This is a genomic window from Paraburkholderia translucens (genome assembly GCF_020881035.1).
Classification (GTDB): Bacteria; Pseudomonadota; Gammaproteobacteria; order Burkholderiales; family Burkholderiaceae; genus Paraburkholderia; species Paraburkholderia translucens.
Map to the genome: position 1 here is coordinate 119632 of NZ_JAJITC010000014.1, position 26742 is coordinate 146373.

The window sequence follows — 26742 nt, forward strand, 5'->3', positions numbered from 1 at the left end:
GATGCGTGGGCTTTTTGTTAGCGCTCCCGAACGTCACGCGCGGGCAATCAGATCTCGATCTTCGTCCCCAGTTCCACGACCCGGTTAGCCGGGATGCTGAAAAAGTCGGTCGGCTTCGCGGCGTTCTGATGCATCCACGCGAACACACGCTCGCGCCACACCGACATGCCCGGCAGTTGTGTCGGCACCACCGTCTCGCGCGCGAGGAAGAACGACGTGTCCATCAACTCGAAGGTCATATCGTGCGTGCGGCCGACGTCGAGAAGCACCGCCTTCACGTCGGGTGTTTCGTTAAAGCCATAGGCTGCCTTCACCAGATACAGACCTCCGTTCATGTCCTTCACACTCACGCGGTCAGCGTCGTTCACGTACGGAATGTCGCGAGTGATGAAGGTCAGGAAAATCGTGCGCTCGTGCAGCACCTTGTTGTGCTTCAGATTGTGCAGCAAGCTCACCGGCACCAGCGAATCGCTGCCGGTCAGATAGATAGCGGTGCCCGACACGCGATGCGGCGGATGCGCGAGTAGGCCTTGCAGGAACGGCATGAGCGGAATACCGTCGGCGGCCGTGCGCTCCTTCACGATCATCCTGCCCTTGAACCACGTCATCAACAGGAAGAACAGCAGGCCACCGATGCACAGCGGCAACCAGCCGCCCTCTCCGACTTTCAGCAGGTTCGCGCCGAAAAAGCCCATGTCGACCACCATGAACACGCCGATGATGAGCCCGACGAGCAGCTTGTTCCACTTCCACACTTTCACCATCACGACGCAGGCGAGGATGGTCGTGATCACCATCGTGGCCGTCACCGCGATACCGTACGCGGCGGCGAGATTGTCCGAGCTCTTGAACGCGATCACGATGCACAGAATGATGAACAGCAGCATCCAGTTCACGACCGGCACATAGATCTGTCCGATCGCCAGTTCCGACGTGTGCAGGACCTTCATGCGCGGCACGTAGCCGAGTTGGATCGCCTGGCTCGTCAGCGAGTACGCGCCCGAAATCACTGCCTGCGAGGCGATCACCGTCGCCACCGTCGATAGCACGACGAGGGGAAGCAGCGCCCAGTCCGGCGCGAGCAGGAAGAAGGGGTTTTCGATCGCCTTCGCGTCGCGCATGAGCAGCGCGCCCTGGCCGAAATAGTTCAACACCAGCGACGGCATCACGAGTACGTACCACGCCACGCGGATTGGCTGCGCGCCGAAGTGCCCCATGTCCGCGTACAGCGCTTCGGCGCCGGTCAGCACCAGCACCACCGAACCAAGCACCACGTAGGCCTGCAACACGTGCGCGGCCATGAACGTGTACGCGTAGTACGGATTGAACGCACGGATGACATTCGGCGACTGCATGATGTGCCACACACCCAGCACAGCAAGCACGAGGAACCACAGCGTCATGATCGGTCCGAACAGACGGCCGACCGTGGCCGTGCCGTGCCGCTGGATCCAAAACAGGGCGATCAGGATCACGATGGTCAGCGGAATCACCAGATGCGACAGGTGTGGCGCGGCAACTTCAAGACCTTCGACCGCAGAAATCACCGAGATCGCCGGTGTGATTACCGCGTCGCCGTAAAACATGCAGGCGCCGAAGATGCCGAGCATCATCAGAATGCCGGCCGCTTTCGTCTTCTGATCGAACGAGCGCATCGCCAGCGCCATCAGCGCGAGGACGCCGCCCTCGCCGTTGTTGTCGGCGCGCATCACGAACAGCACGTACTTGATGCCGACCACGATCACGATCGCCCAGAACAGCAGCGAGATCACGCCAAGAATCGATTGATCGGTCAACGGGATACCGTGCGACGGACTGAACGCTTCCTTCAGCGAGTACAACGGGCTCGTGCCGATATCGCCGAAGACCACGCCGATCGCGGCAATCGCAAGGGAGGGCAACGGCTGCTTGTGTACGTGATTGTTATCTGTCATGGACGCGAGGAAATCCGTTCCCGGGCGGGAAAAAACGACCGCTATTCTAAACTGCCCATCCAGCACCGCCCGCCCTGTTGTGGATACGCCACGTGGATGTCCGCGCAGTGTAGCACTGCGGTATGGACGCGTCTGCCGCGATTCTGGCGTTGCGACGGCCGTAGCGCGCGCATAAAAAACGGAGCCCATTGGGCTCCGTTTTGCGACACCGCGATGACGCAGACGGCCTCGCGCTACTTGTCCGACGACTCCTCGGCCTGTGCGACACCGCGTTTGATCCACGCGCCGAGGTTATGCGGACGCACCGTGTCCCACTCCTCGAACGGTTGATGAATCCACGGGTTGGTCGGCAGATACTGCACGTGGTAATCGGGCTTCACCTTCGAGCAGCCCTTGTACCACAGCACCGCCGAGCGCACCGCGGTGATGGCCGGATAGCGTTCCTTCAGATGCTGCTGCACGCGCGCGAGCGTAACTCCCGAATCGACGAGGTCGTCGACCAGCAGCACGTTGCCGTGCAGTTCGCCGCGCGTCATCGTGATGTATTGCGCGATGTCGAGTTCGCCCTGCTGCGTGCCGGCCGCCTCGCGATACGAGCTCGTTGCCAGAATCGCCAGCGGCAGGTCGTAGATGCGCGAGAGCTGGTCACCGACGCGCAGACCGCCGCGCGCGAGGCACAGGATCTGGTCGAACTTCCAGCCCGATTCGTGCACGGCAAGTGCGAGCATCTCGATCAGCCGGTGATATTCGTCCCAGCCGACCCACAGATTCTTGTCGTCATTACGTGGATCTTTCATCGCGATCATCGGTACACCTTGCATCGCTCAGACCTTGAACGGATGACGCAGCAGAATCGTTTCGTCGCGGTCCGGACCGGTGGAGACCATGTCGATCGGAATGCCTGCAACTTCCTGCACGCGCGTGAGATACGCACGCGCATTGGCGGGCAGCTTGTCCCACTCCTTGATGCCGACCGTGCTTTCCTTCCAGCCCGCGAAGGTTTCGTAGACCGGCACGCAGCGCGCGACTTCGGTCGCACCGCGCGGCAGCAGGTCGACGTTCTGGCCGTCGACCGTGTAGCCGGCGCACAGCTTCACTTCGTCGAGACCATCGAGCACGTCGAGCTTGGTCATGCACAAACCCGTCACGCCGTTGATCTGGATCGAGCGGCGCAGCGCGGCGGCGTCGAGCCAGCCGGTGCGGCGCGGACGGCCGGTGACCGAGCCGAATTCCTTGCCGACGGTGGCGAGTTCAAGGCCGATCGGATCCTGGCGCGACGCGTTGTCCGCGTCGTACAGCTCGCTCGGGAACGGGCCCGAACCGACGCGCGTGCAGTACGCCTTGGTGATGCCGAGGATGTAGTTGAGCTTTTGCGGACCGACGCCCGCGCCTGCCGTCGCGGCACCCGCGACGCAGTTGCTCGACGTGACGAACGGATAGGTGCCGTGGTCGATGTCGAGCAGCGTGCCCTGCGCGCCTTCGAACAGCAGGTTGCCGCCGTTCGCATTGACGTCGTACAGACGGCGCGACACGTCGGCGACCATCGGCTTCAGACGGTCGGCGTAGCTCAGCATCGTGTCGAGCGTTTGCTGGAAGTCGACAGCGGCGACGCCCAGGTATTGCGTGAGCACGAAATTGTGATAGTCGAGGTTCTCGCGCAGACGCTCGGCGAAGGCTTGCGCATCGAACAGGTCCTGCACGCGCAGGCCGCGGCGCGCCACCTTGTCCTCGTAGGCCGGGCCGATGCCGCGGCCGGTCGTGCCGATCTTGCTCGCGCCACGGCGCGCTTCGCGGCCCTGGTCGATGGCGATGTGATAAGGAAGGATCAGCGTGGTGGCTTCGGAAATGAACAGGCGTTTCTGAACGTCGATGCCCGCGGCTTCGAGTTCGCCGATTTCCTTGAACAGCGCTTCCGGCGACAACACGACGCCATTGCCGATATAGCACGCGACGCCGGGATGCATGATGCCCGACGGAATCAGACGCAAGATGGTTTTCTTGCCGCCGATGATAAGCGTGTGACCGGCATTGTGACCGCCCTGGAAGCGAACGACGCCCTGAGCGTGGTCCGTCAGCCAGTCGACGATCTTGCCCTTGCCCTCATCACCCCATTGGGTACCCACGACGACGACGTTGCGTCCGGGGTTCACATTCACTGCACTGGCAGACATGTTGTTTCGTAAGCTGGTTAAAAACGTATTTTACCTAGGTTCGCGGAAGCTTCCGGAATTTTTCCGTTTCCGCTCAACGGTATGCACGTTATGTTGAGTATTGCGAGGGATGCGCGGCTCAAGCGCGCGGTTCGACTACCCACGCACCATTGCGCTCGACCAGCACCCGGTCGAACGCGAATTCATCGAGATCGTGCTTGTGGCCAGGCAGTGCCTGGATCACGACTTCACCGCCATCGCGCAATGCCGCGACTGCGACGCGCAACGCTTCGTCGTGCCGCCACGGCGCGAGGATCGCGCTGCTGCGCGCTTCGATCGGCGAGATGCGCGCGACTTCGCGCAGATCCAGCGAAAAGCCGGTCGCCGCGCGCGCGCGGCCATAGGCCTGGCCGACATGGTCGTAACGGCCGCCACGCGCGACCGCGTTCGGAACGCCGTCCACGTAAGCGGAGAACATCACGCCGCTGTGATAGGCGTAGCCGCGCAGATCGGCGAGGTCGATCATCACTTCGGCGCCGTCGACCTGGCTCGCGAGGAATGCGAGGTCGTCGAGCGCGCGGGCGATCGCCGGCGAATTCGGCAGACGCGCGCGGGCCTCTTCGAGTACCGAGGCGTCGCCGTACAGCGTGGGCAGCGCACGCAGCGCATCGCGAATCACCGGCGAGAATTGCGCGGTCATCTCGACGAGGCGCGGCACGTCCTTGCCGGCAAGCGCGTCGTAGAGCGTCTCGCCGAGTTCCTCGGCGGCCGGCTCTGCTTCGATCAGCGCTGCCAGCACGCCCGCGTGACACAGGTCGAGACGCACCTTCGCGAGCCCGGCGAGACGCAGCGCGTCGAGCATCAGTTGCTGGATTTCGAGGTCCGCTTCGAGGCCCGCGTGGCCATAGATTTCCGCACCGATCTGGATCTGCTCGCGCGTCGCATGCAAGCCGCGCGGTCGCGTATGCGCGACGTTGCCCGCGTAGCAAAGCCGCGTGACGCCCTGGCGGTTCAGCAGATGCGCGTCGATTCGCGCGACCTGCGGCGTGATATCAGCGCGCAGACCGAGCGTGCGGCCCGACAGCTGATCGACGAGCTTGAAGGTACGCAGATTCAGATCGTGACCGCCACCCGTCAGCAGCGACTCGAGGTATTCGAGCAGCGGCGGCATCACCATCTCGTAGCCGTACGAGCGGAAACGGTCCAGCAAATGACGCCGCAATTCTTCGATCTTGCGGGCCTCCGACGGCAGCACGTCGGCAATATTCTCGGGAAGCAACCAGGTCGACATCGATACAGTCCTACGGCGTTGAACTCGGCGTCTTGAAGCGCCGATGAATGAGTGTGAATGGCGTGCAGCGGCTTGATTCTGGCGGTTGGTATCAACGCTCGCGACGCGTTTTGCAACGCGTGGCGCCTTGCCCCAATAGTCGCGCCATGCTCGAGCGGCCGAAACAGGCGGCGAGGTGCGCCGGCACGCGGCGTTCGTCAGACAAGGCAGGCCGCTTCAGGTCGCGATGAACAGCAGAATCAGCCCCAGCAACATCACGATGAGCCCGCCGACGCGAATGTGATGCGGTGGCCGCTCCGCTATTTTACGGAACGTGTCGCGCCACGCGCTCGGAAAAACGAAGGGAAACATCCCCTCGATAATCAGCATCAATGCGATCGAAAGCAGTAACGAACCAGCTATGTCCATGCGAGTGAAGCGGCCGCGATGCGGATGCCGCGGCCTTCGGTAATCAGCGTTTGCGCGCAGCGGGCGCGGAAGCGTCCGGGGCGGCGCCGCCGGTCGGGCTACGCATGAAGCGGAAGAACTCGCTGCTGGAGTCGACCACGATCAGATCGCCCGGCTTGAAGGTCTTCCGGTACGCCTGCATGCTTTGATAGAACTGGTAGAACTGCGGGTCCTTGCCGAACGCTTCAGCCGCGATCTCCGCGGCCTTCGCATCGCCTTCGCCGCGAATGCCCTGTGCCTGCGCGAGCCCTTCTGCAAGCACCGCCTGCTGCTGCGCAAGCGCGTCCGCGCGGATCTGGTTGGCCTCGGCAGCGCCCTTCGCGCGCTCGTCGGCCGCAGCCTGCTCGCGCGCGGCGATCATTCGCTTGAATACCGAATCGGCCACCGCCGCCGGAAAATCGATCCGCGTGAGCTGCACGTCCACCACCGACACGCCGAGCGACGCAGCGCCCTTGTCCATCGCTCCGCGCGCCTCTTGCGCGACCGCCTGCTGTTTGGCAAGCGCGTCGGACAACGTGAACCTGCCGAACGCGTCACCGAGCGCGCCGCGCGACAGCAGCGCTAGCCGGTCCGGCAGGCTCTGCAAGTCACCCTTCGTCTCGGCGATCAATTTGAGTGGATCAGTCACGCGGAACTTGATCACCGGATTGACCAGCAGATCGGTTTTGTCGGACGTGACGTAATGGTCTTCGTCAGGCGCGTCGAGCGACTGGACGCGATTGTCGACGAGCGTCACCGTTTGCAGCGGCGGCGGCAGCTTCACGTGCAATCCCGGGCCGAGCAGCGTGGGCGCAGCGTCGCCGCGCGCGGACAGCACGGCCATATGCCGTTGGTCGACGACGAACACCATCGACGATGCCGCGAACAGCACGACGACGGCGGCGACGACGAGCGCAATGATTCGGTTCATATTCTGGTGCGCTCCTTATTGAACGTCGTCTTCGCGCATGCGATTGCGGAACGCTTCGCGCGAACGCAGCGACGCGGCGCTCGGCCGGCTCGCCGGCGCAGGCGCGGAAGCGGCGGGAGCGGACGCCGCCTCGGCGGCGGAGCCCGCCGCGGCACCGGTTTCGGCCGCCGGCGCGGCCGCGCTCGCCGCTTGCGGCGCGCCCGCGCCAGCAACGCCCGAACCGCCAGCGCCGGCCGCTGCGGCCTGGCGCTCGCGGTTCTGCTCGACGAGCCTGTCGAGCGGCAAATACAGCACGTTGTTGCCGTTCTTCGCGTCGACGAATACTTTGGTCGCGTTCGCGAAGATCTGCTGCATGGTTTCCATGTACAGGCGGAAGCGCACGACAGCTGGCGCTTTGGCGTATTGCGCGTAGACCTGCTTGAAGCGCTCGGCCTCAGCCTGCGCCTGCGCGACCGTGGTCTCGCTGTAGGTTTTGGCTTCCTCGAGCTGACGCGCGACGTCGGCCTTGGCACGCGGCAGAAGGTCAGCCGCGTAAGCCTGCGCATCACGCTTCGCGCGCTCGTTTTCGTCGCGCACCTTCGCGGCGGCGTCGAACGCGGGTTGCACCTGCTCGGGCACCTGCACGCTCTGGATCGTCACGCCCGTGACGGCGAGACCTGACTGGAACTGATCGAGCGACTGCTGGATCGCCGCGATCAACTGCTTACGCAATGTTTCGTGATCCTGATCGAGGATATCGCTGGTGCTTTGCGCACCGACGATGCCGCGCACGGCCGCCTGCGCGGCGTGCATCACGCTCTGATCGGGATCGACGCTGCGGAACAGAAAGTCGGTGGGCGTACGTACCTGGTACTGCACGGCAAAGCGGACGTCGACGATGTCGCCGTCGTGCGTGAGCATCGACGAATCCTTGACGTTGGCGAGACGCACCACATTGCTGCGGCCGATCTCGACCTGATGGATCTGCCCCACGTTGACGAACTCGTGGGACTCGAACGGATACGGCAAACGCCAGTGCACGCCCTGCGCCGCGGTATAGCGATACTGGCCGAACTGCAGCACAACGGCCGCCTGGCCATCCTGCACGACGAACACGCCGCTGCCGAGGTAGATCGCGATCAGCACGCCGATCACGATACCCACGCCGATACGTGCGCCGCGTCCATTGTCGGGTCGGCCGCCACCGACACCGCCGCCCTTGCGCCCGAAAATACGCGACAGACGGCGATTGAAATCGCGCCACATTTCGTCGAGGTCGGGCGGACCTTCACCGTCGCGCGCCGGACGCTTCGGATCGTTCGGCCGTTGCCGGTCGCCGTTGCCGTCGCCCCGACCCCAACGCGGGTCGTTCAGTGAAAGCAAGGCGCGCATACGCAGCCAGATACTCCGCTCGTTGTAATCGTTCACCTGTATTCGTTCACCAGAGTAGACAGCGGGTCAGTGCAATTGGAACGGGTCAGTGCCCGAGTTCTGGAACCTTGTGGTCGTCGCGCAGTTGCGCCGTGCGTTCGACTTCCGACGCATCGAGCGGCATCTCGGAAAGCGGTTCGGCAGTAGCGATTTCAGCGATGGCAGCGCGCAACGCATCCAGCCCCTGCCCGGTGCGCGCGCTCAAAAAGACGCGCGAAATATTACCATACTCGTCCCGCTCGACCGCGTCGGCACGGGCCGCCAGCTCTGGCACCGCATCGATTTTGTTGAACACCAGCACCTGACGGATCGTGTCCGCGCCGATCGCGTGCAACACCTCGTTGACCTGATCGATCTGGTCGAGCCGCACCGCGCTCGATGCATCGACGACGTGCAGCAGCAGGTCCGCGTGAATCGTTTCCTCGAGCGTCGCGCGAAACGCGGCGACGAGCTGGTGCGGCAGTTCGCGGATAAAACCGACGGTATCGGAGACCACCACCTGTCCCGCCTCGTCGCCGAGGTACACGCGCCGCGAGGTGGTATCCAGCGTTGCGAACAGCTGGTCGGCGGCATACGCCTGCGCCTTGGTCAGCGCGTTGAAGAGCGTCGACTTGCCTGCGTTCGTATACCCGACGAGCGACACCGACATCGTCTGGTTGCGGTTACGCGCGCGGCGTTGCGTGCCATGCTGGCGGCGCAGCTTGTCCAGGCGGATCTTGAGCGCCTTGATGCGCTCGCCGATCAGCCGGCGGTCGGTTTCGAGCTGCGTTTCACCCGGACCGCGCAAACCGATACCGCCCTTCTGACGTTCCAGGTGGGTCCATGCGCGAATCAGCCGTGTCGACAGGTATTGCAGCTGCGCAAGCTCGACCTGCAGCTTGCCTTCGTGGCTGCGCGCGCGCTGCGCGAAAATGTCGAGGATGAGACTGGTGCGATCGACCACGCGCCGATTAAGCGCCCGCTCCAGATTGCGCTGCTGAGCTGGTGCCAGAGCGTGATTGAAGATCACGAGTTCGATGTCGTTCGCTTCGCAGGCGAGGCGTAATTCTTCGGCCTTGCCGCTGCCCACGAACATCTTCGCGTCGGGGCTGGAACGGCGGCCAGTGAGGGTGACTAAGGGGTTCGCGCCCGCGCTTTGCGCGAGCAGGCTGAGTTCTTCGAGACTGGCTTCGAAATCGATCTTGCCGAAGTCGATGCCAACTAGTGCTGCATTGATCAAATTGGAGGGTATCAAAGTGAGGCGGCCGGGAGTGATCGCCGACGGGCGACGCTGTGCCGGCCGCGACGGGGGTTAGGACTGTTCGGAATCCGGGTGGAAATTCACCGGGCGGGCGGGCACGACCGTCGAAATGGCGTGCTTGTAGACCATCTGGGTGACCGTATTCCGGAGCAACACGACGTACTGGTCGAACGATTCGATGTTCCCTTGAAGCTTGATGCCGTTGACCAGGTAGATCGACACCGGCACATGCTCTTTTCGCAGTGCGTTCAAAAACGGGTCTTGTAACAATTGCCCTTTGTTGCTCATAGCAAACTCCGTATCTTTTTTGCAGGTTGACTGAATTGACGGCGAAGAAAAAGAGATCCGCCGCCAACCGCTACACTATAGCTGATTTTCATTTCGCCGCGCGGGGCTGGGCCCCGCGGCCAAACCCAACAAACACGCGGGTTTCGGACCAGCTTCAGCCTGTTTCAGCCTTTGTCCGCGTAAGGGTTCGTCGACGATCTGAACTCGATTCGCAATGGAGTCCCCGTCAGCTTGAAAGTTTCCCTGAAGCGATTTTCGAGGTACCGCTTATACGTATCCGTGATCGCGTCGAGCGCATTGCCGTGAATTACGATGATCGGCGGATTCTGCCCGCCCTGGTGCGCGTAGCGAAGCTTCGGCCGCACCGGACCGCGACGGCGCGGCTGCTGGAACTCGACTGCCTCGATCAGCGCGCGCGTGAGCTTCGGCGTCGGCAACTTCGACATCGCGGCCGCGTATGCATCGTCGACCGAACGCATCAGCGGCCCGATTCCAGTTTTTTCCGCAGCGGAAATGAAATGGAATTTGGCGAAGTCCAGGAATTTTAGTTTGCGCTCGAGATCGGCTTTGGTGCGCTCGCGCACATGCGGATCGAGGCCGTCCCATTTGTTCACGCCGACCACCAGCGCCCGCCCCTGCTCGACGACGAAGCCGGCGATGTGCGCATCCTGATCCGAAATGTCCTGGCGGGCGTCGAGCAACAGGATCACCACGTTCGCATCTGAGATCGACTGCAGGGTCTTCACGACCGAAAATTTTTCGATCGCCTCGAACACCTTGCCGCGGCGACGCAGGCCGGCGGTGTCGATGAGCGTGTACGGCTTGCCGTTGCGCTCGAAATCGACGTAGATCGAGTCGCGCGTGGTGCCCGGCATGTCGAACGCGATCACGCGCTCTTCCCCGACCAGCGCATTGATCAGCGTCGACTTGCCGACATTCGGCCTGCCGACGATCGCGATCTTCACACCGCGCGCTTCCTTGTCCTCCTCACCCTCCTCCGGCTGACCGGCATATGCGACTTCGAGCGCCTCGTTGATCATGTCGGTGACGCCGTCACCGTGCGCTGCCGAAATCGCGCGCGGATCGCCGAGACCGAGTTCGTAGAAGTCGGCCGCGACGTTGGTGTATTTCATCCCCTCCGCCTTGTTGACGACGAGGAAGATCGGCCGGCCGACCTTGCGCAGGTAATCGGCGATCGACTTGTCCTGCGGAGCGAGACCGTTTCGGCCGTCGACGATGAACACGACGACGTCCGACTCCTCGACCGCCTGGCGCGTCTGGCGCGCCATCTCGTGCAGGATGCCGTCTTTCGCGACCGGCTCGAAACCGCCGGTATCGACGACCAGATACGGCCGCTCGCCGGTGCGTCCTTCGCCGTAATGGCGATCGCGCGTGAGACCGGGCAGGTCGGCAACCAGCGCGTCACGCGAGCGCGTGAGGCGGTTGAACAGCGTGGATTTCCCCACATTGGGGCGCCCGACGAGGGCAATAACGGGTTTCATCTGATGTTGTTCACGGTGAAACGCGGGATCTCAACCGATCGCGCGCGTGGCGACGCCAGGCGGCCGCCACGCGGCGGCGTTTTGACGAAATTATCACGAATTCAGCCTGCTCCGGATACGCGGTCGATATGCGCATCCAGGCGGACGGGAGTGGGCTGGACAGACGCCGCCGGGGGCCGTCTGCTTCAGACCGGGCTGCTGGACGGCTCACCCGCTCTGCCCCGGCGCGTCTTTGGTCTGCAAAGCCGCCGCGAAGAGCACGCGACGCCTTGCATGTCGGCCGGCACCTCGACACGACTTGCCGGACCCGGCCATCCGGCGATCATTTCGATCGAGTCTGCCCGATCATGCGACGGACAGCGCGGCAAACCGGCGCGGGAGTCGCACGTCAAGGCCGACTCGGACTGCAATCAAAAAGCGCGCGGCCAGCAAAAGCCGGCCTGCGCGCCAGACACCATGCGCTGCGATCAGCGCGGACGATAGCCGAACAGGCCGCCGTCGCGTGTCTGCACGACCAGCGTGTCGCCGGCCAGCACCGGCGCCGCGGTAATCGCGCTACCGTCAGTCTTCACCCGCGCGACGAGCGTGCCGTCGGCGGTCGACAGGAAATGCACGAAGCCCTGGTAGTCGCCGAACACGGCAGCGCGACCGAGCAGCATCGGCACGCTCAGATCGCGGTTTTTCAGCGTTTCGTTCTTCCACAGCAACGAGCCGTTGTTCACGTCGAACGCGGATACGACGGACCAGTCGTCGGCGGCGACCACGCTGCGCTCATCTTGCGCGAGCCCACTTGTGCTCGAGAACGCCTTGCCCCACAGCGCGCGGCCCGAGTTCGCATCGAAACAGCCAATCTGACCCTGGAACGTTACCGCGCAGGTCTCCGAACCGACCAGCGTGGGCGGGCCGGTCACGTCATTGATACGCTCGACCTCGGTCACACCCTTCGGATACGACACCGGCGTCTGCCAGTAGGTGTCGCCTGTCTGCAGGTTGATTGCTGCGAACGAGCCGCCCGGAAAGCCGGCCAACACGGCTGCATCGCCGGCGAACGTCATGCCCGACGATACGCGCAGGTTCAGCGGCACCGCGCGGTTGCGGAAGTTCCACTTCTGCTCGCCGGTTTGCGCGTTGAACGCGACGATCTGACCGTCGATCGTGCGTACGATCACAAGGCCGTTGCCAACGAGCGGCGGCGAAATGATCTCGCCCGGCGCCTTCGCGGTCCACAGTTGCTTGCCGTCCGGCCCGAGCACGTACACATCGCCCTTCAGGCCGCCGACCGCGGTCAGCGTGCCATCGCTGCCGACACCCGCCGACAGGTCGTCACGCAGCTTGATGCGCCACACGTCCTTGCCGGTTTGCGCGTCGATCCTGGCAACCGTGCCGTTCGCGGCGGCGGCGTACACGGCATTGCCGACCGCGACCGGCGAGAACATGTAGCGGCCTGCCTTGCCGACGCTAGCCGACCAGGACTGCTGCACGTCGAGCACAGGTTTGAACTCGGTGAGCGGCGTCGGCACACGGCGCTCGTCTTTTGTGGATGAGCAAGCCGCCAGCGAGAGAACGGTCATCGCACAAATAACGGGCACGGCATAACGTTTCAGCAGATTCATCGGTGGACGAAGCATTCAGGAAATGGATTAAAGGGGACCGTCTTGCGGTTGTGGCTCGCGGCGCGCCGCGCGGGACGTTCAGCCGCCAAGCGCATCCAGCTTGAACTGGATCAACTGGCGCGCCGAGGTGTCGCTCTTCGACAGCGAGTCGAGCGCGAGCTTGTAGGCCGCGCGGGCTTCGTCACGCTTGCCCTGGGCGGCGAGCAGGTCGCCGCGGCGGTCTGCCACGACGCCCTTGAAGGCATCGGATTGCGGCTCGGCCAGCAGCGCGAGGCCCTGGTCGTAGGCCTTGTCGTCGAGCAGCAGCGACGCCATGCGCAGTTTCGCGATCTGCTTGAACTCGTCGTCCTTCGCATGATCGATCGTCCACTGCAGTTGCGCTTTTGCGCCGGCTTCGTCGCCAGCGGCGTAGAGCGCCTTGGCGGCGCCGAGCGCGGTCATCTGGGCGTAGGCGGTGCGCCCGAACCTGTCTTCCATGTCGGCGGCGACGCGCGCGATCTGCGCCTTGTCGCCGGTTGCCGTAGCCTGCTGAACCTGGTCATACAGCACCGCGGCTTGCGCGGCCTGACGACGCTGCCAGAAATTCCAGCCATTCCAGCTCGCGCCTGCCAACAACACCACCAGCACGATCCATGTGGTTGCATTGCCCCACTGCTTCCACCATGCCTTCAGACTTTCAATCGATTCTTGTTCGTCGTGGTAACTCATTGCCCGGCGATTTCCTCTTTCTTGCTACGTGTGCGTGTCGAGCCAGCCGGCTCGACGACATCGCGATCAGTGGTCGCCGTCTTCGGCGGATGCAACCATCGCATTGATTAGAAATTCGGTCAAGTCTTCGGCGGGCACGTTCCGTTGCTCGTTCTTACCGCCGTTGGCTTGCGTAGCGCGCAGCGGTTTCACGCCGACCGTGCCATTGGCAAGCTCATCTTCGCCGAGCACGACCGCAAATGCGGCGCCGCTCCCGTCGGCACGCTTCATCTGCGACTTGAAGCTCGCCGACTGGCCGTCCGCGCTGCAATGCAGGATCACGTCGAGGCCCGTGTCGCGCAGACGCTCGGCGATGATGAACGCCTGCTCGCGCGCGGCGTCGCCCTGATGAACCACATACACGTCGCAGCCTTCGTCTTCAGGCACGAGCTGTTCTTCCTTCAGGAGTTCGAGAATCCGCTCGATGCCCATCGCCCAGCCGCACGCGGCAGTCGGCTTGCCGCCGAGCTGCTCGATCAGCGGATCATAGCGCCCGCCCGCCGCGACGGTGCCTTGGGCGCCGAGCTTGTCGGTCACCCACTCGAACACGGTCAGATTGTAGTAATCGAGACCGCGCACGAGACGCGGGTTGATCGTGAACGGTAGATTGTTCGCCTTCAGCAGACGCTGCAGGCCCTCGAAGTGCGCGCGCGATTCTTCGCCGAGAAAATCGATCAGCTTCGGTGCGTTCTGGGCGATTTCCTGCAACGCGGGGTTCTTCGTGTCGAGCACGCGCAGCGGGTTGGTGTACAGACGGCGCTTCGCGTCTTCGTCGAGTACGTCCATGTGCTTTTCGAGGTACGCGATCAGTTCGACGCGGTGTGCGGCGCGCTCCTCAGCGAGGCCCAGCGAGTTGATTTCGAGCTTGATACCGGTCAGGCCGAGGTCGTCCCACAGGCGCTGGCACATCATGATGATTTCCGCGTCCGCATCCGGACCCGCGAAACCGAGCGCCTCGACACCGACCTGATGGAACTGGCGATAACGGCCGCGTTGCGGACGCTCGTGGCGAAACATCGGACCGATGTACCACAGGCGCTTCGGCCCGTCGTACAACATGTTGTGCTCGATCGACGCGCGCACCACCGCCGCCGTGTTTTCCGGGCGCATGGTCAGATTTTCACCATTCAATGCGTCGGTGAAGCTGTACATCTCTTTTTCGACGATGTCGGTCACTTCGCCGATACCGCGCGTGAAAAGCTGCGTATGCTCGACGATCGGCGTGCGGATATTCTGGTACCCGTACGAACGCAGCATCGATTTGACGGTGGTTTCGAAAAACTCCCAAAGCCCGGCTTCCTGCGGAAGGATGTCGTTCATGCCCTTCACGCCGGAGAGCTTCTCGAGCTTTTTCTTCTGTTCAGTCATCTGTGTTTCGATAGCCGGTATTTAGTTGAGCGCGTCGGCGCGGCCGTAGCGGCGCTCGACATAGTCGCTCACGATTTGCTGGAATTCTTGGGCAATGTTCTCGCCGCGCAGCGTCTTGACCTTCTCGCCGTCGATGAACACCGGCGCGGCCGGGTTCTCGCCTGAGCCCGGCAGGCTGATACCAATATTCGCCTGCTTCGACTCGCCCGGGCCATTGACGATGCAGCCCATCACCGCGACATGCATCTGCTCGACGCCGGGATACTGGTCGCGCCACACCGGCATCTGCTGCCGCAGATAGGTCTGGATCTGCGAAGCGAGTTCCTGGAACAGCGTGCTCGTGGTGCGGCCGCAGCCGGGGCACGCGATCACCATCGGCGTGAACGAGCGCAGGCCCATCGTTTGAAGAATCTCCTGGCCGACGATCACTTCGCCAGTGCGCGATGCCCCCGGTTCGGGCGTCAGCGAAATACGGATCGTGTCGCCGATGCCCTGCTGCAGCAGCACCGACAGGGCCGCCGTCGACGCGACGATGCCCTTCGAGCCCATGCCCGCTTCGGTGAGGCCAAGATGCAGCGCAAAATCGCAACGGCGCGCGAGTTCGCGGTACACGGCGATCAGATCCTGCACGCCGCTGACCTTGCACGACAGAATGATCTGGTCGCGCCCGAGGCCCAGTTCGACCGCGCGTTGCGCCGAGCCGATCGCCGACTGGATGAGCGCTTCATACATCACGCTTTGCGCTTCCCATGGCGTGGCGCGCAACGCGTTCTCGTCCATCATCTTCGCGAGCAGGTCCTGGTCGAGACTGCCCCAGTTCACGCCAATGCGCACCGGCTTGTCGTATTTGACCGCTGTCTCGATCATCTGCGCGAACTGCGTGTCGCGCTTCGCGCCGTGCCCGACATTGCCAGGATTGATCCGGTACTTCGACAGCGATTCCGCGCAGCCCGGATAGTCGCGCAGCAACAGGTGACCGTTGTAATGGAAATCGCCGACGAGCGGCACCGTCACGCCCATGCGGTCGAGCTGCTCGCGGATCGCCGGCACGGCAGCCGCCGCTTCCGGCGTATTCACTGTGATACGCACCAGTTCCGAACCGGCTTGCGCGAGTTCCTTGATCTGGATCGCGGTGCCGATCGCGTCAGCGGTGTCGGTGTTCGTCATCGACTGCACGCGCACTGGCGCATCGCCGCCGATGGTCACTAACTGGCCGCCCCAGCGGACGTTGACCGCATGCGACTTGCGCCGCATCGCGGAACCGCCAAACACCGGCTCGTCTGAAACGATCTTGCTACAGGATTGGGATTGAGCTTCGGTTTGCATCGAAAAACCCATTTACGCCGCACGCGCTATGCAAAAACGCGGCGCCTGAATTGAAAAAGCGCCGCGGACCGATTGGCCGCGGCGCGTACCGTATCTGTCAAGGCAGTGCAAAGCGCGCCACGTTGCCCTTGACTGCCGCATATTTCGACGGATCGACCGGCTGGCCGTCGAGCGTCACCGACTCGAGACCGGCCTTGTTGCCGACAGTGACCTTGAACGGCGCAACGCCCGTCACTTCCTTCGTGTCGCCTGCATGCACGAGGCCGGAGAACAGTTCCTTGCCGTCCTTGTCACGCACGCTGAACCAGCTGTCCTGCGTCACGCGCAGCGCAACGATCGCCTCGCCGGACGCCGGCGTGAGCGTCGGTGCCGACGCGTTCGCCACCGCTTCCGGCGCGCTCGCGCTTGCCGTAGCGGCCTGAGCACGAGCTTGCGAGCCGGCCTTCGGTGCCGCAGGCGGCGTTGCTGCCGTATTCGCCGCCGGCGCGGAACCAGCGGCAGGCGGCGCGGGCATCGGCGTTACTGATGAGGAAGCTTCATTTTCCGCGTTCGCCGCATTGTCAGCCGTGGCTGCGGCTTCCGGTGCCGACGCCCCGCCTGGTGCCGGTGTCGTCGGACCTTGCGCGACCGCGCCCGATGCCGCCGTGTCGCGGCTCGTCGAACTATTTGCGCTTGCCTTCAGGCGCGCAAGCCATGCAGACGAATCGCCGACGTTGGTGCGCCACATGCTGAGCGCAATGACCGCGACGATGACCGCCGCAATGCCCCACAGCCACGAGCGGCTCTTATGCCCGCTGTCGCCGAGCGACAGCGAAACCTTGCCACGCGGTAGATCCTTGCCGGATGACGCCGGCATCGACAGATTCGGTGCCGGCACTCCCTTCTCGCGACGCAGCGCCGCGGTAAAAGGTGCCGGATCGGCACCGAGCATTTTCGCGTAGCTGCGCACGACGCCGAGTGCGAAAGTCGTGTCGGGCAGATGGCTGATGTCACCGGCCTCGAGCGCGCTCAGCTTGACGACCGAGACCTTCAGCCGCGCCGACACGTCTTCGATCGTCCAGCCCTTCGACTCGCGCAACTGGGCCAAACGCGCACCAACTGCCGCCAACGAATCGAGGGCCGGCTGCACAACGGGCTGGACCACCGCCCGAGCAACGGGTGCCGGATGGCCGTCGTTCCTGTCTGTCTGATGCGGCTGCGGGTGCTGCGGCTCACTCATCCCAAATCCTTTCCCGTCGATTCTTTTAATCGTGCGACCGGACGGGCTCAAGCCTCACCTCCGAATCGCAGACCGTTTATAACAAAATGTGCGGCTTTGTGTGCCGCTCCCGATCGATTCTGCCAACTTTCTTTTCAACCGGCGGGGACATGGAGGCACGTTTGCGCTCGCGGAGTTTTTCGCCGAACGCCGACGCCCTGCTGCCCTGCGCGATTACACGGCGCGAACCTCGATCACCTTGGCCGCCTTCCCGGTGCGCTCAGCAAGACGCGTGCGGTCTTTCACCGCGCCGGCCAGCTGACCGCAGGCAGCATCGATATCGTCGCCGCGGGTCTTGCGCACGGTGGTGACGATGCCCGCGTCCATCAACACCTGCGCAAACCGCTTGATCTGTTCCTGCTTCGAGCGGATGAGGCCCGATTCGGGGAACGGATTGAACGGAATCAGATTGAATTTGCACGGCACGTCGCGTGTGACGGCCAGCAGCTCGCGCGCGTGCGCCTCGCTGTCGTTCACGCCGTCGAGCATGCAGTATTCGAATGTAATGAAATCGCGCGGCGCGACTTTCAAATAGCGGCCGCACGCCGCCATCAGCTCGCGCAGCGGATACTTTTTGTTCAGCGGCACCAACTCATCGCGCAGCGCGTCGTTCGACGCGTGCAGCGACACCGCGAGTGCGACCGGCAGATCGGCGCCGAGCCGGTCCATCATCGGCACGACGCCCGAGGTCGACAGCGTGACGCGCCGGCGCGACAGGCCGTACGCGTTGTCGTCGAGCATCAGGCGCATGGCCGGCACAACCGCATCGTAATTGAGCAGCGGCTCGCCCATGCCCATCATCACGACGTTCGTGACGACGCGCTCCCCCTTGCCGTCGCCGCCCATGGCGCGGCCGCCAGCATCGCCGCGCGACGCGCGCAGCGCAAACTCGGCCATTCGCAGCTGGCCGATGATTTCGCCAGTGGTGAGATTGCGGGAGAACCCCTGCTTGCCGGTCGAACAGAACCGGCAGTTGACCGCGCACCCGGCCTGCGACGACACGCAAAGCGTGCCGCGCGTCTCTTCGGGAATGTAGACGGTTTCGACGGCGTTGCCGTTGCCGACGTCGATCAGCCACTTGCGCGTGCCGTCCGACGAAATATGGTCGCTGACGACGCCCGGCATCGTGATCGCGGCGCGCCCCTTGAGCTTTTCGCGCAGGGACTTCGCGAGATCGGTCATGCCGTCGAAGTCGGCAGCGTTGTATTGGTGGATCCAACGCTGCAGTTGTTTGGCGCGAAACGGTTTCTCGCCCAGGCTGTCGCAGTAGGCGACGAGCCCTTGGGCGTCGAGGTCGAGAAGGTTGACGGAGGGACTGCTCGTCATATCGAATCCTGCCATTTCAGTGCGAGACTACGTTCATGCAACAAGCTGCATGAACGCCATGCCGTTCGCGCCCGTTCCTGCTGCTTTTACCTTACTACTTTGCAGCGCCCCACGCGCGATTCATGCGATAAAACAATTCCTCGCACGAAGTGCGCCGCGCGAAAGACGGCTCGCGAAACCCGACTGAGGTCAGTGTCTAACCTCAGAACGATGCGCTTAGCGCGAGTAGACGTTGACTTCGGGGAAGAAGAACGCGATTTCAACAGCTGCCGTTTCCGGTGCGTCCGAGCCGTGCACTGCGTTGGCGTCGATGCTGTCGGCAAAGTCGGCGCGGATCGTACCCTTCTCTGCCTTCTTCGGGTCAGTCGCACCCATCAGTTCACGATGCTTCTGGATCGCGTTTTCGCCTTCCAGCACTTGCACGACCACCGGGCCCGAAATCATGAATTCGACGAGGTCCTTGAAGAACGGACGTGCAGCGTGCACAGCGTAGAACTTCTCGGCGTCGGCGCGCGACAGATGGACCATGCGCGATGCCACGATCTTCAGACCTGCGTTTTCAAAACGGGTGTAGATCTGGCCGATCACGTTCTTGGCTACTGCGTCCGGCTTGATAATCGACAGAGTGCGTTCGATCGCCATAAAAACTCCAAAAAAATTAAGAGGTTACAGATTCAAATGAATCCGCAATTGTAGCATATTCCCGTATATCATTGCGTTTGATCCCTTACAATTCAGAAAGAATCAAAGCAAGAGGCGCAAAATACTGGTAGCGTAGGCTATGTGGGCGATAGGACGTATTGAAACTCCGCGCTACCGCGCTAATCTTACGGATGCACGCTGCGCCCGTCGGCGCTTCGCGAATTGCCGTATCACCATCACGAAACACGCTTCCGAGGGAAGGAGAGACCATGAACGAACATCCGTATATGTTTGGCCGCAACGGCGCGGTGAGCACCGCCGAAACGCGCAACCGCGTCCTGCGGAACACCTACTGGCTGCTCGCACTGTCCATGATTCCGACCGTGCTCGGCGCGTGGGTCGGGCTTGCCACCGGCTTCTCGCTGTTCGCCGCCACCAGCCCAGCCATGAGCATGCTGGCGTTTTTCGCGATCGCCTTCGGCTTCATGTTCGCGATCCAGCGCACCAAAGACAGTGCAGTCGGCGTCTTCGTACTGCTCGGCTTCACGTTCTTCATGGGGTTGATGCTGTCGCGCATCCTTGCGTTCGTGCTCGGCTTCTCGAACGGCCCGTCGCTGATCATGCTCGCGTTTGGTGGCACTGGTGTGATCTTCGCGGCCATGGCGACGATCGCCACCGTCAGCAAGCGCGACTTCTCGGGCCTCGGCAAGTGGCTCTTCATGGGCGTAATCGTGATCCTGCTCGCTTCGGTCGCGAACGTGTTCCTGCAACTGCCGGCACTGATGCTGACGGTTTCGGTCATGGCAATCGTGATCTTTTCCGCCTACATCATGTTCGACGTGCAGCGTGTCGTGAACGGCGGCGAGACGAATTACATCACCGCGACGCTCGCGATCTACCTGGATCTGTATAACGTGTTCGTCAACCTGCTCGCGCTGCTCGGCATTTTCGGCGGCAACCGCAATTAAGCCCAACCGGTCGTTCGGCGTGCCCCCGCATGCCACGCTCGACTCGAAGAAAAGCCCGTAACGATTGCTCGTTACGGGCTTTTCTTCGCGGCGCGACCGCACGTCAACTCCACGTCTGAGTCACAGCGTCAGCCACGTGAAACCTTCGCTCTGCGACGCCACCACCACCTCGGTGGGCGCCGCGCCAAGCACGCCCGCCAACGCCGCCTGCGCGAGCGCCGGCAAATTGTTCTGCTGACTCAGGTGCGCGGCGACCAGATGCCGTAGACGTGAGCGGTCGAGCGAAGCCAGGATTTCAGCCGCCGCATCATTGTTCAGATGCCCATGATCGCCGCCGATGCGCGCTTTCAGTGACGGCGGATAACGACTGCCCGCGAGCATCTGCAAGTCGTGATTGCATTCGAGCACGAGCGCGTCGCAGCCGCTGAGCACCGCCTTGATATGCGGCGTGGCCGTGCCGACGTCGGTCAGCACGCCCAGCCGGCTCACGCCGTTCGAAAACACGTATTGCAGCGGTTCGCGGGCGTCGTGCGGAACTGTGTAAGGCAGGACGCTGAGCTCGCCGATCGCCACCGCCTCGTCGCCCCACAGCACCTGCAGGTCGACATCGGCTTCGTCGGCGCCCACCGCGCGCGCGGTGCCCCAGCTCATGTACAGCGGAATCGACCACTTGCGCGCCAGCGTCAATGCGCTGCCGATGTGATCGCTGTGCTCATGTGTGATCAGAATCGCATTGAGGTGCTCGGCGCTCGCGCCGAGCCGCGCCAGACGCCGCTCGACTTCTCGCGCGGAAAAACCGCAATCGAGCAGCACGCGCGTGGTGCTCGCGCCGCTGTGCGCTTCCACCAGCAGCGCGTTGCCTTCGCTGCCGCTGCCGAGGCTTGCGAAGCGCACGACCCCGCCTAGTTCAGTTGTGCGTGCAGCAGCGACACGATGCGCTGCGCATCGGACGACGTGTCGATCTGACCGTTCGCGTCGACGACCGCGACCTGCGTCACGGCGTCGCCCTTCGCGCGCACGTTGACGAGGAATTCCTGCCCCGGCTTACGCGTTGAATTGCCGCTGTAGAACAGCTTGCCGAGCAGGCCCTCCTTCTTGAGCTCCTGCATCGAATCCGCGTAGCGCACGTAGTAGATGCCCTTCTCGCGATCGCGGTTGTCAACCGTGAAGTTGGTGCGATCCAAAGCGAGACCCACGCGCAGCCAGGCGCGATCGAACGACTCCTGAAGATCCAGAGTGGACGCGCCCGCGTCCTGCACGATCCTGGCCGGTGCGGTCGCCGGACGCGCGTCGGTCAGCAGTTGCTTCGACTGCGCTTCGGTCAGGCCGAACTTCTCCATCAGCTTGGCGAGGAACTGCGCTTCGAGCGCCGGATCGCGCGGACGCTCTTCCCAGCGCGACGACGTCTTGTCCTGACCAGTCATCACTTCTTCCATCGCGCTATGCGTGATCGAGATATCGGTCGCTCCGTCCCGACCGCGCGACACCAGCGTGCGGAAGCTGTCGCGTGTACCCGACGAGTACGCGAAGTCGATAACCTTGCCGATCGTACGGCGGAACCAGTCGTCCGGAATATTCGCGCGGTTTTCCGCCCAGTCGGTCGTCATGATGCCGGTGGCCGGTGCGTCAGTCTTCAGCACGAAGCCGTTTTCCTGCCAGAACTCCTGCAGCTGCGGCCACAGCTGTTCCGGCGAGCGACCGTCTACCACGAGCCAGCGACGGTCGCCGTCGCGCTCGATATGCATGCCGAGCGGATCCTGCGCGGTCGGCTGGCCTTCGGTCGCGTTGCCGGCCGCGGTGACGGCGCGCGTCGGCGTGCCGCCGAGCGCCAGGTTGGCGGGCGGTGCCACATAGCGTTGATCGTTCGGCGACGTGCTCAGATCGCTCGGCACAGCGAGCGGCGGCGCACTCGTGGTGGCCTTGTAGTTGACCCGGTCGGAAGCGAACCAGTCGTTCAGCGTGTCACAGCCGGCGAGCGTCGACAGGGCAAGCGCCAGCGCCGCCATGCGGGTTGCGTGGAGGGAAAGTGCGGAACGTTTCATGAGGTCCTTCGTGATGCTGGAACGCGATGCCTCGTTCGGTCTGCCGGGAACGTGGGCTGAAGCGACGTCGGTTAATGAAATGCCGGAGGCGGTCTTACGTGGGCGGCTGGACGATCGGGCCGTTCAGCCAAGCAGGCCCGCTTCGCGCAGTGCGCCGCGCACGACTTCGTGGTACTGCGCGTCGAGCGGCGTAAGGGGCAGGCGGATGCCACCATGCACACGCCCCAGTTGCTGCAGCGCCCATTTCGCCGGAATCGGATTCGCTTCGGCGAACAGGTACTTGTGCAGCGACAGGAGTTTCAGATGAATGTTGCGTGCGGTCTTTACGTCCGCGGCGAGCGCGGCCTTGCACAGCTCGCTCATTGCCCGCGGCGCGACGTTCGCGGTGACCGATATGTTGCCGTGGCCGCCGAGCAGCATCAGCGCGATCGCGGTGGGATCGTCGCCGCTATAGATGCCGAAGTGCGCCGGTGCCGACTTGATCAGATGCGCGGCGCGGTCGATGTTGCCAGTGGCTTCCTTCACGCCGACGATGCCCGGCACCTGCGCGCAGCGCAGGATGGTCTCGTTGCTCATGTCGGCGACGGTGCGGCCCGGCACGTTGTACAGGATCACAGGCAGATCGACGGTTTCGGCGATCTTCGTGAAATGGCGATAGATGCCTTCCTGGGTCGGCTTGTTGTAGTACGGCACGACCTGCAGCGTGGCATCCGCGCCGACGTCCTTCGCGTGCCGCGTCAGTTCGATCGCCTCAGCGGTGGAGTTGGCACCCGCGCCCGCGATGACCGGAATCCTGCCCGCGGTGTGCTCGACCGCGGTTTTAACCATCAGCACGTGTTCTTCGACCGATAGCGTGGCCGACTCGCCGCTCGTGCCGACCACGACGAGTGCATTCGTGCCTTCCTCGATGTGCCAGTCGATCAGCTTGCGAAACGCCGGCAGATCGAGGCTGCCATCTTCGAGCATTGGGGTGATGATGGCAGGAATGCTGCCGCGGATCTGAACGCCGTCCTGGTGACCGCTGTGGTTGCCGTTAGTCATGAAAAGCCATGGATTTGATCAGGTAAACCGCGATTGTAGCGGATTACCCAGCCAACTCGTAACAAGGCGGAGCTGTTGCCCGCATGGGATCACCCTCCCGCACCGCTTCCCGAACCGCGCAGATGCGCTGAATGTAAGCCGGACGCGGCCTGGCGAGAAATCCGTCCTGAAATGCGACCACCCGCAGCTGACCGCGCACCGTGTCGAGCAGCTCGCCAGGCGCGAGCAAAAATGCCGGATTTGAGGGTTTGCCGACGCTTTCGTTTCCTTGCGCGAAAGTCTCGTAAACCAGTACGCCGCCGGGCGCGAGCGCGCGCAGCAACTGCGGAAAAAGCGGCCGGTGCAGGTAGTTGGTCACGATGACGGCGGCAAACGCCGCATCGCCGGGTAGCGGCCAGGGCGCGCCTTCGAGGTCGGCCACGAGCGGCGTGACGAGCGGCACGCCGCCCAGCAGGTCGAGGGCGGTCGCGTCGCGATCGATCGCGGTGACAGGATGGCCGAGAGACGCAAAAAAGCGCGCGTGACGCCCGGCCCCCGACGCGACGTCGAGCACCGCGCCGCCCGGCGCGACCAGGTGCGCCCAGTGACGCACCCAGCGCGACGGTTCACCGAGGCCCTGCAAGCCACGGGTAACAGGCGTGTTCATCGCGGTGGCGCGGCGCCTCGAGTGCGCATCAGTTGTACGACAGCCCCATCGCCTCGCGGACGTCGCGCATCGTCTCGGTCGCGAAGCGGCGAGCCTTGTCGCAACCGTCGGCGACGATCGCGCGCAACAGCGACGGGTCGTCCATGTACTTCTGCGCGCGCTCGAGCATCGGCTGCTGCTCGCGCAGAATCCCTTCGATGACCGGCTGCTTGCAATCGAGACAGCCAATGCCCGCCGAGCGGCAGCCCTTCTGCACCCACTCGTGCGTCGCTTCGTCGGTATAGACCTGGTGCAGCTGCCACACCGGGCACTTGTCCGGATCACCCGGATCGGTGCGGCGCACGCGCGCCGGATCGGTCGGCATCGTGCGGACTTTCTTCGTGATCGTTTCCGCGTCTTCACGCAGGCCGATCGTATTGCCGTACGACTTCGACATCTTCTGGCCGTCGAGACCCGGCATGCGCGACGCCTCTGTCAACATCGCCTGCGGCTCGACGAGGATGATCTTGCGCGAACCTTCGAGATAGCCGAACAGGCGCTCGCGATCGCTCATCGACAGGCTCTGCGATTCCTGCAAGAGCGCCCGCGCGCGCTCGAGCGCCTCGTCGTCGCCTTCCTGCTGATACGCGTTGCGCAGCTCGTGATAAAGCTTCGAGCGTTTGCCGCCGAGCTTCTTCGCCGCTTCGTTCGCCTTCTCTTCGAAGCCCGGCTCCCGGCCGTACAGATAGTTGAAACGGCGCGCGATTTCACGCGTCATTTCGACGTGCGGCACCTGGTCTTCACCGACCGGCACGAGCGAGCCGCGATACAGCAGAATGTCCGCCGCCATCAGCACCGGATAGCCGAGGAAGCCGTAGGTGGACAGATCCTTGTCCTTCAGCTTTTCCATCTGCTCCTTGTAGGTCGGCACGCGTTCGAGCCAGCCGAGCGGCGTGCTCATGCCGAGCAGCAGCGCGAGCTCGGCATGCTCGGGCACCTTGCTCTGGATGAACAGCGTCGCCTGCGCCGGATCGATGCCGGAAGCGAGCCAGTCGATCAGCACGTCCCACACGTTCTTTTCGATCACTTCGGGCGTTTCGTAGTGCGTCGTCAGCGCGTGCCAGTCCACCACGCAGAAGAAGCACGGGTACTCGGACTGCAGCCGCACCCAGTTTTTCAGCACGCCGTGATAGTGGCCGAGGTGCAGCGACCCGGTGGGCCGCATGCCGGAGAAGATACGGTCTGGGAACATGGTTATTTAGAAAAGCGAGACAAGTGGAGTCAGGATTGCGGTGATCGCGCTATAGCCGAGCGTGACGAGTGGCTGCAACCAGAACCGCGTGAGCGTGCCCGTCATCACGAGCGCCATCACGATGAAAAAACCATACGGCTCGAGCCGCGACAACGCGATCGATGGCTTCGGCGGCAACAGTGCCGCCAGCACGCGTCCACCGTCGAGCGGCGGCAGCGGAAAGAGGTTCAGCACACCGAGCACGAGGTTGACACCGACGCCCGCGCCGGCCATGCGCGTGAAAAACGGTTCGTTGACATTGAGCACGGCAAGAGCGACGCCGAACACGCCCCAGATCAGGGCCTGGACGAAATTGCACGCAGGTCCTGCCGCCGCCACCCACAGGCTGCCCCAGCGCGGATTGCGCAGGTTGCCGAACGCGACCGGGACCGGTTTCGCATAACCGAACATGAACGCGCCGCTCGTTGCGAAGTACAGCAGCAGCGGAATCGCGATCGTGCCGAGCGGATCGATGTGCCGCATCGGGTTGAGCGACACGCGGCCGAGCACGTAGGCGGTGTTGTCGCCAAGCCAGCGCGCGACGTAACCGTGCGCGGCTTCGTGCAGCGTGATCGCGAAGATCACCGGAAGCGCGTACACCGCAATGGTCTGTATGAGAGAAGAATCCATAACTCGCTATTGTAACAATGCGCTCGCGCGCGTCTGTCCGCTTTCGCTCATGCCGTTTCAGTCAGACCGAACGGCGCGAGCGGACCGCGCCCTGCCCGCACCAGCGCTGGCGCCGAGCCGGTCAGATCGATCACGGTCGACGGCTCGCACACGCACGCGCCCCCGTCGATCACCAGATCGAGCTGCTTTTCGAGCCGCGCGCGGATTTCCTCGGGGTCGTTCAGCGGCTCCGTTTCGTCGGGCATGATCAGCGTCGTGCTGAGCAGCGGCTGACCGAGTTCCTCAAGAATCGCGAGCGTGATCGCGTGATCCGGCACGCGCAGGCCGATCGTCTTGCGCGATGGATGAGACACGCGCCGCGGCACTTCTTTGGTGGCCTGCAGTACGAACACGTAGGGGCCGGGGGTCACCGATTTAAGCAGCCGATACTGCCAGTTGTCCACCATCGCGAAGTTGGCGAGCTCCGACAGATCGCGCACGAGCAGCGACAGCAACTGCTTTTCGTCGAGCCCGCGAATGCGCCGCAGACGCTCGACCGCGTCCTTGTCGTCGAGACGGCAGGCAAGCGCGTAGGTCGAATCGGTCGGCAACGCGACGACGCCGCCGTCGTTGATGATCTGCACGGCCTGCTTGACGAGGCGCGGCTGCGGATTGTCGGGATGAAGCCGAAAGTATTGGGACATGGAGACTCAC

At 63.5% G+C, this 26742-nt stretch carries 25 protein-coding genes; 1 reads left to right on the plus strand and 24 read right to left on the minus strand.

What is annotated here, in order from left to right; translation table 11 throughout:
* Window positions 1-47: 47 nt before the first annotated feature.
* The 17 genes from LJ655_RS23310 to ndk all read right to left on the minus strand — a co-directional run bounded on the left by LJ655_RS23310 (window position 48) and on the right by ndk (window position 19452).
* Window positions 48-1934: a potassium transporter Kup gene (locus LJ655_RS23310; protein WP_230563573.1), complete on the minus strand. Its 1887-nt coding sequence runs from the start codon at window positions 1932-1934 to the stop codon at window positions 48-50.
* 233 nt (window positions 1935-2167) lie between these two features.
* Window positions 2168-2740, minus strand: coding sequence for a phosphoribosyltransferase (locus LJ655_RS23315; RefSeq protein WP_230563574.1), 573 nt, complete (start codon window positions 2738-2740; stop codon window positions 2168-2170).
* 18 nt (window positions 2741-2758) lie between these two features.
* A complete protein-coding gene (locus LJ655_RS23320) occupies window positions 2759-4105 on the minus strand; it encodes an adenylosuccinate synthase (protein ID WP_230563575.1) in 1347 nt (448 codons plus the stop codon).
* 118 nt (window positions 4106-4223) lie between these two features.
* Window positions 4224-5375 (minus strand): ATP phosphoribosyltransferase regulatory subunit, encoded by a 1152-nt coding sequence (locus LJ655_RS23325; protein ID WP_230563576.1) that lies wholly within the window; start codon window positions 5373-5375, stop codon window positions 4224-4226.
* Window positions 5376-5591: 216 nt separating this feature from the next.
* Entirely contained in the window at window positions 5592-5783 is a 192-nt protein-coding gene (locus LJ655_RS23330; RefSeq protein ID WP_230563577.1) for a DUF2065 domain-containing protein, read from the minus strand.
* Window positions 5784-5826: 43 nt separating this feature from the next.
* Window positions 5827-6732 (minus strand): protease modulator HflC, encoded by a 906-nt coding sequence (gene hflC / locus LJ655_RS23335; protein ID WP_230563578.1) that lies wholly within the window; start codon window positions 6730-6732, stop codon window positions 5827-5829.
* A 15-nt stretch (window positions 6733-6747) separates the two neighbouring features.
* Entirely contained in the window at window positions 6748-8139 is a 1392-nt protein-coding gene (gene hflK, locus LJ655_RS23340; RefSeq protein ID WP_230563579.1) for an FtsH protease activity modulator HflK, read from the minus strand.
* A 49-nt stretch (window positions 8140-8188) separates the two neighbouring features.
* Window positions 8189-9376 (minus strand): GTPase HflX, encoded by a 1188-nt coding sequence (gene hflX, locus LJ655_RS23345; RefSeq protein WP_230563580.1) that lies wholly within the window; start codon window positions 9374-9376, stop codon window positions 8189-8191.
* A gap of 57 nt (window positions 9377-9433) precedes the next feature.
* Window positions 9434-9670 (minus strand): RNA chaperone Hfq, encoded by a 237-nt coding sequence (gene hfq, locus LJ655_RS23350; RefSeq protein ID WP_006051315.1) that lies wholly within the window; start codon window positions 9668-9670, stop codon window positions 9434-9436.
* 164 nt (window positions 9671-9834) lie between these two features.
* A complete protein-coding gene (gene der, locus LJ655_RS23355) occupies window positions 9835-11172 on the minus strand; it encodes a ribosome biogenesis GTPase Der (RefSeq protein WP_230563581.1) in 1338 nt (445 codons plus the stop codon).
* Window positions 11173-11639: 467 nt separating this feature from the next.
* Window positions 11640-12785 (minus strand): outer membrane protein assembly factor BamB, encoded by a 1146-nt coding sequence (gene bamB / locus LJ655_RS23360; protein ID WP_230563582.1) that lies wholly within the window; start codon window positions 12783-12785, stop codon window positions 11640-11642.
* A gap of 78 nt (window positions 12786-12863) precedes the next feature.
* Window positions 12864-13493 (minus strand): YfgM family protein, encoded by a 630-nt coding sequence (locus LJ655_RS23365; RefSeq protein WP_230563583.1) that lies wholly within the window; start codon window positions 13491-13493, stop codon window positions 12864-12866.
* Window positions 13494-13559: 66 nt separating this feature from the next.
* Complete coding sequence (gene hisS, locus LJ655_RS23370; protein ID WP_230563584.1) at window positions 13560-14900, minus strand: histidine--tRNA ligase; 1341 nt, start codon at window positions 14898-14900, stop codon at window positions 13560-13562.
* Between the two features lie 21 nt (window positions 14901-14921).
* Window positions 14922-16238: a flavodoxin-dependent (E)-4-hydroxy-3-methylbut-2-enyl-diphosphate synthase gene (gene ispG / locus LJ655_RS23375; RefSeq protein ID WP_230563585.1), complete on the minus strand. Its 1317-nt coding sequence runs from the start codon at window positions 16236-16238 to the stop codon at window positions 14922-14924.
* Window positions 16239-16323: 85 nt separating this feature from the next.
* Complete coding sequence (locus LJ655_RS23380; protein WP_230563586.1) at window positions 16324-17445, minus strand: helix-turn-helix domain-containing protein; 1122 nt, start codon at window positions 17443-17445, stop codon at window positions 16324-16326.
* Window positions 17446-17658: 213 nt separating this feature from the next.
* Window positions 17659-18810 carry a dual-specificity RNA methyltransferase RlmN gene (gene rlmN, locus LJ655_RS23385; protein WP_230563587.1) on the minus strand — a complete coding sequence of 384 codons (1152 nt, stop codon included), beginning with the start codon at window positions 18808-18810 and terminating at the stop codon, window positions 17659-17661.
* Window positions 18811-19026: 216 nt separating this feature from the next.
* Complete coding sequence (gene ndk, locus LJ655_RS23390) at window positions 19027-19452, minus strand: nucleoside-diphosphate kinase (RefSeq protein WP_230563588.1); 426 nt, start codon at window positions 19450-19452, stop codon at window positions 19027-19029.
* 269 nt (window positions 19453-19721) lie between these two features.
* On the opposite strand from ndk, the gene LJ655_RS23395 reads away from it, so the two are divergent.
* The gene (locus LJ655_RS23395) at window positions 19722-20420 is read left to right on the plus strand and encodes a Bax inhibitor-1/YccA family protein (RefSeq protein WP_027198083.1); all 699 of its coding nucleotides are present in this window, start codon (window positions 19722-19724) and stop codon (window positions 20418-20420) included.
* A gap of 120 nt (window positions 20421-20540) precedes the next feature.
* On the opposite strand, the gene LJ655_RS23400 is transcribed toward LJ655_RS23395, so the two are convergent.
* The 7 genes from LJ655_RS23400 to LJ655_RS23430 all read right to left on the minus strand — a co-directional run bounded on the left by LJ655_RS23400 (window position 20541) and on the right by LJ655_RS23430 (window position 26732).
* Entirely contained in the window at window positions 20541-21314 is a 774-nt protein-coding gene (locus LJ655_RS23400; protein ID WP_230563589.1) for an MBL fold metallo-hydrolase, read from the minus strand.
* 8 nt (window positions 21315-21322) lie between these two features.
* Window positions 21323-22462, minus strand: coding sequence for an NlpB/DapX family lipoprotein (gene bamC / locus LJ655_RS23405; RefSeq protein WP_230563590.1), 1140 nt, complete (start codon window positions 22460-22462; stop codon window positions 21323-21325).
* 123 nt (window positions 22463-22585) lie between these two features.
* Complete coding sequence (dapA, locus tag LJ655_RS23410) at window positions 22586-23503, minus strand: 4-hydroxy-tetrahydrodipicolinate synthase (RefSeq protein ID WP_230563591.1); 918 nt, start codon at window positions 23501-23503, stop codon at window positions 22586-22588.
* 43 nt (window positions 23504-23546) lie between these two features.
* Entirely contained in the window at window positions 23547-24149 is a 603-nt protein-coding gene (locus tag LJ655_RS23415) for a class I SAM-dependent methyltransferase (RefSeq protein ID WP_230563592.1), read from the minus strand.
* A 28-nt stretch (window positions 24150-24177) separates the two neighbouring features.
* A complete protein-coding gene (locus LJ655_RS23420) occupies window positions 24178-25380 on the minus strand; it encodes a tryptophan--tRNA ligase (RefSeq protein WP_230563593.1) in 1203 nt (400 codons plus the stop codon).
* Window positions 25381-25386: 6 nt separating this feature from the next.
* Complete coding sequence (locus LJ655_RS23425; protein ID WP_230563594.1) at window positions 25387-26049, minus strand: site-2 protease family protein; 663 nt, start codon at window positions 26047-26049, stop codon at window positions 25387-25389.
* 47 nt (window positions 26050-26096) lie between these two features.
* Window positions 26097-26732, minus strand: a complete 636-nt coding sequence (locus LJ655_RS23430; protein WP_230563595.1) for an L-threonylcarbamoyladenylate synthase — start codon at window positions 26730-26732, stop codon at window positions 26097-26099.
* Window positions 26733-26742: the final 10 nt, after the last annotated feature.

Bases quoted from the DNA above. Each gene is read 5' to 3' on its own strand.
- bamB (WP_230563582.1), bottom strand. From the start codon at position 12,785: ATGAATCTGCTGAAACGTTATGCCGTGCCCGTTATTTGTGCGATGACC.
- LJ655_RS23395 (WP_027198083.1), top strand. From the start codon at position 19,722: ATGAACGAACATCCGTATATGTTTGGCCGCAACGGCGCGGTGAGCACC.
- der (WP_230563581.1), bottom strand. From the start codon at position 11,172: ATGAAACCCGTTATTGCCCTCGTCGGGCGCCCCAATGTGGGGAAATCC.
- LJ655_RS23320 (WP_230563575.1), bottom strand. From the start codon at position 4,105: ATGTCTGCCAGTGCAGTGAATGTGAACCCCGGACGCAACGTCGTCGTC.
- LJ655_RS23425 (WP_230563594.1), bottom strand. From the start codon at position 26,049: ATGGATTCTTCTCTCATACAGACCATTGCGGTGTACGCGCTTCCGGTG.
- LJ655_RS23325 (WP_230563576.1), bottom strand. From the start codon at position 5,375: ATGTCGACCTGGTTGCTTCCCGAGAATATTGCCGACGTGCTGCCGTCG.
- LJ655_RS23330 (WP_230563577.1), bottom strand. From the start codon at position 5,783: ATGGACATAGCTGGTTCGTTACTGCTTTCGATCGCATTGATGCTGATT.
- LJ655_RS23415 (WP_230563592.1), bottom strand. From the start codon at position 24,149: ATGAACACGCCTGTTACCCGTGGCTTGCAGGGCCTCGGTGAACCGTCG.
- hflC (WP_230563578.1), bottom strand. From the start codon at position 6,732: ATGAACCGAATCATTGCGCTCGTCGTCGCCGCCGTCGTCGTGCTGTTC.
- LJ655_RS23380 (WP_230563586.1), bottom strand. From the start codon at position 17,445: ATGAGTGAGCCGCAGCACCCGCAGCCGCATCAGACAGACAGGAACGAC.
- LJ655_RS23420 (WP_230563593.1), bottom strand. From the start codon at position 25,380: ATGTTCCCAGACCGTATCTTCTCCGGCATGCGGCCCACCGGGTCGCTG.
- LJ655_RS23430 (WP_230563595.1), bottom strand. From the start codon at position 26,732: ATGTCCCAATACTTTCGGCTTCATCCCGACAATCCGCAGCCGCGCCTC.
- ndk (WP_230563588.1), bottom strand. From the start codon at position 19,452: ATGGCGATCGAACGCACTCTGTCGATTATCAAGCCGGACGCAGTAGCC.
- LJ655_RS23310 (WP_230563573.1), bottom strand. From the start codon at position 1,934: ATGACAGATAACAATCACGTACACAAGCAGCCGTTGCCCTCCCTTGCG.
- dapA (WP_230563591.1), bottom strand. From the start codon at position 23,503: ATGACTAACGGCAACCACAGCGGTCACCAGGACGGCGTTCAGATCCGC.
- bamC (WP_230563590.1), bottom strand. From the start codon at position 22,462: ATGAAACGTTCCGCACTTTCCCTCCACGCAACCCGCATGGCGGCGCTG.
- hisS (WP_230563584.1), bottom strand. From the start codon at position 14,900: ATGACTGAACAGAAGAAAAAGCTCGAGAAGCTCTCCGGCGTGAAGGGC.
- rlmN (WP_230563587.1), bottom strand. From the start codon at position 18,810: ATGACGAGCAGTCCCTCCGTCAACCTTCTCGACCTCGACGCCCAAGGG.
- LJ655_RS23365 (WP_230563583.1), bottom strand. From the start codon at position 13,493: ATGAGTTACCACGACGAACAAGAATCGATTGAAAGTCTGAAGGCATGG.
- hfq (WP_006051315.1), bottom strand. From the start codon at position 9,670: ATGAGCAACAAAGGGCAATTGTTACAAGACCCGTTTTTGAACGCACTG.
- ispG (WP_230563585.1), bottom strand. From the start codon at position 16,238: ATGGGTTTTTCGATGCAAACCGAAGCTCAATCCCAATCCTGTAGCAAG.
- LJ655_RS23315 (WP_230563574.1), bottom strand. From the start codon at position 2,740: ATGATCGCGATGAAAGATCCACGTAATGACGACAAGAATCTGTGGGTC.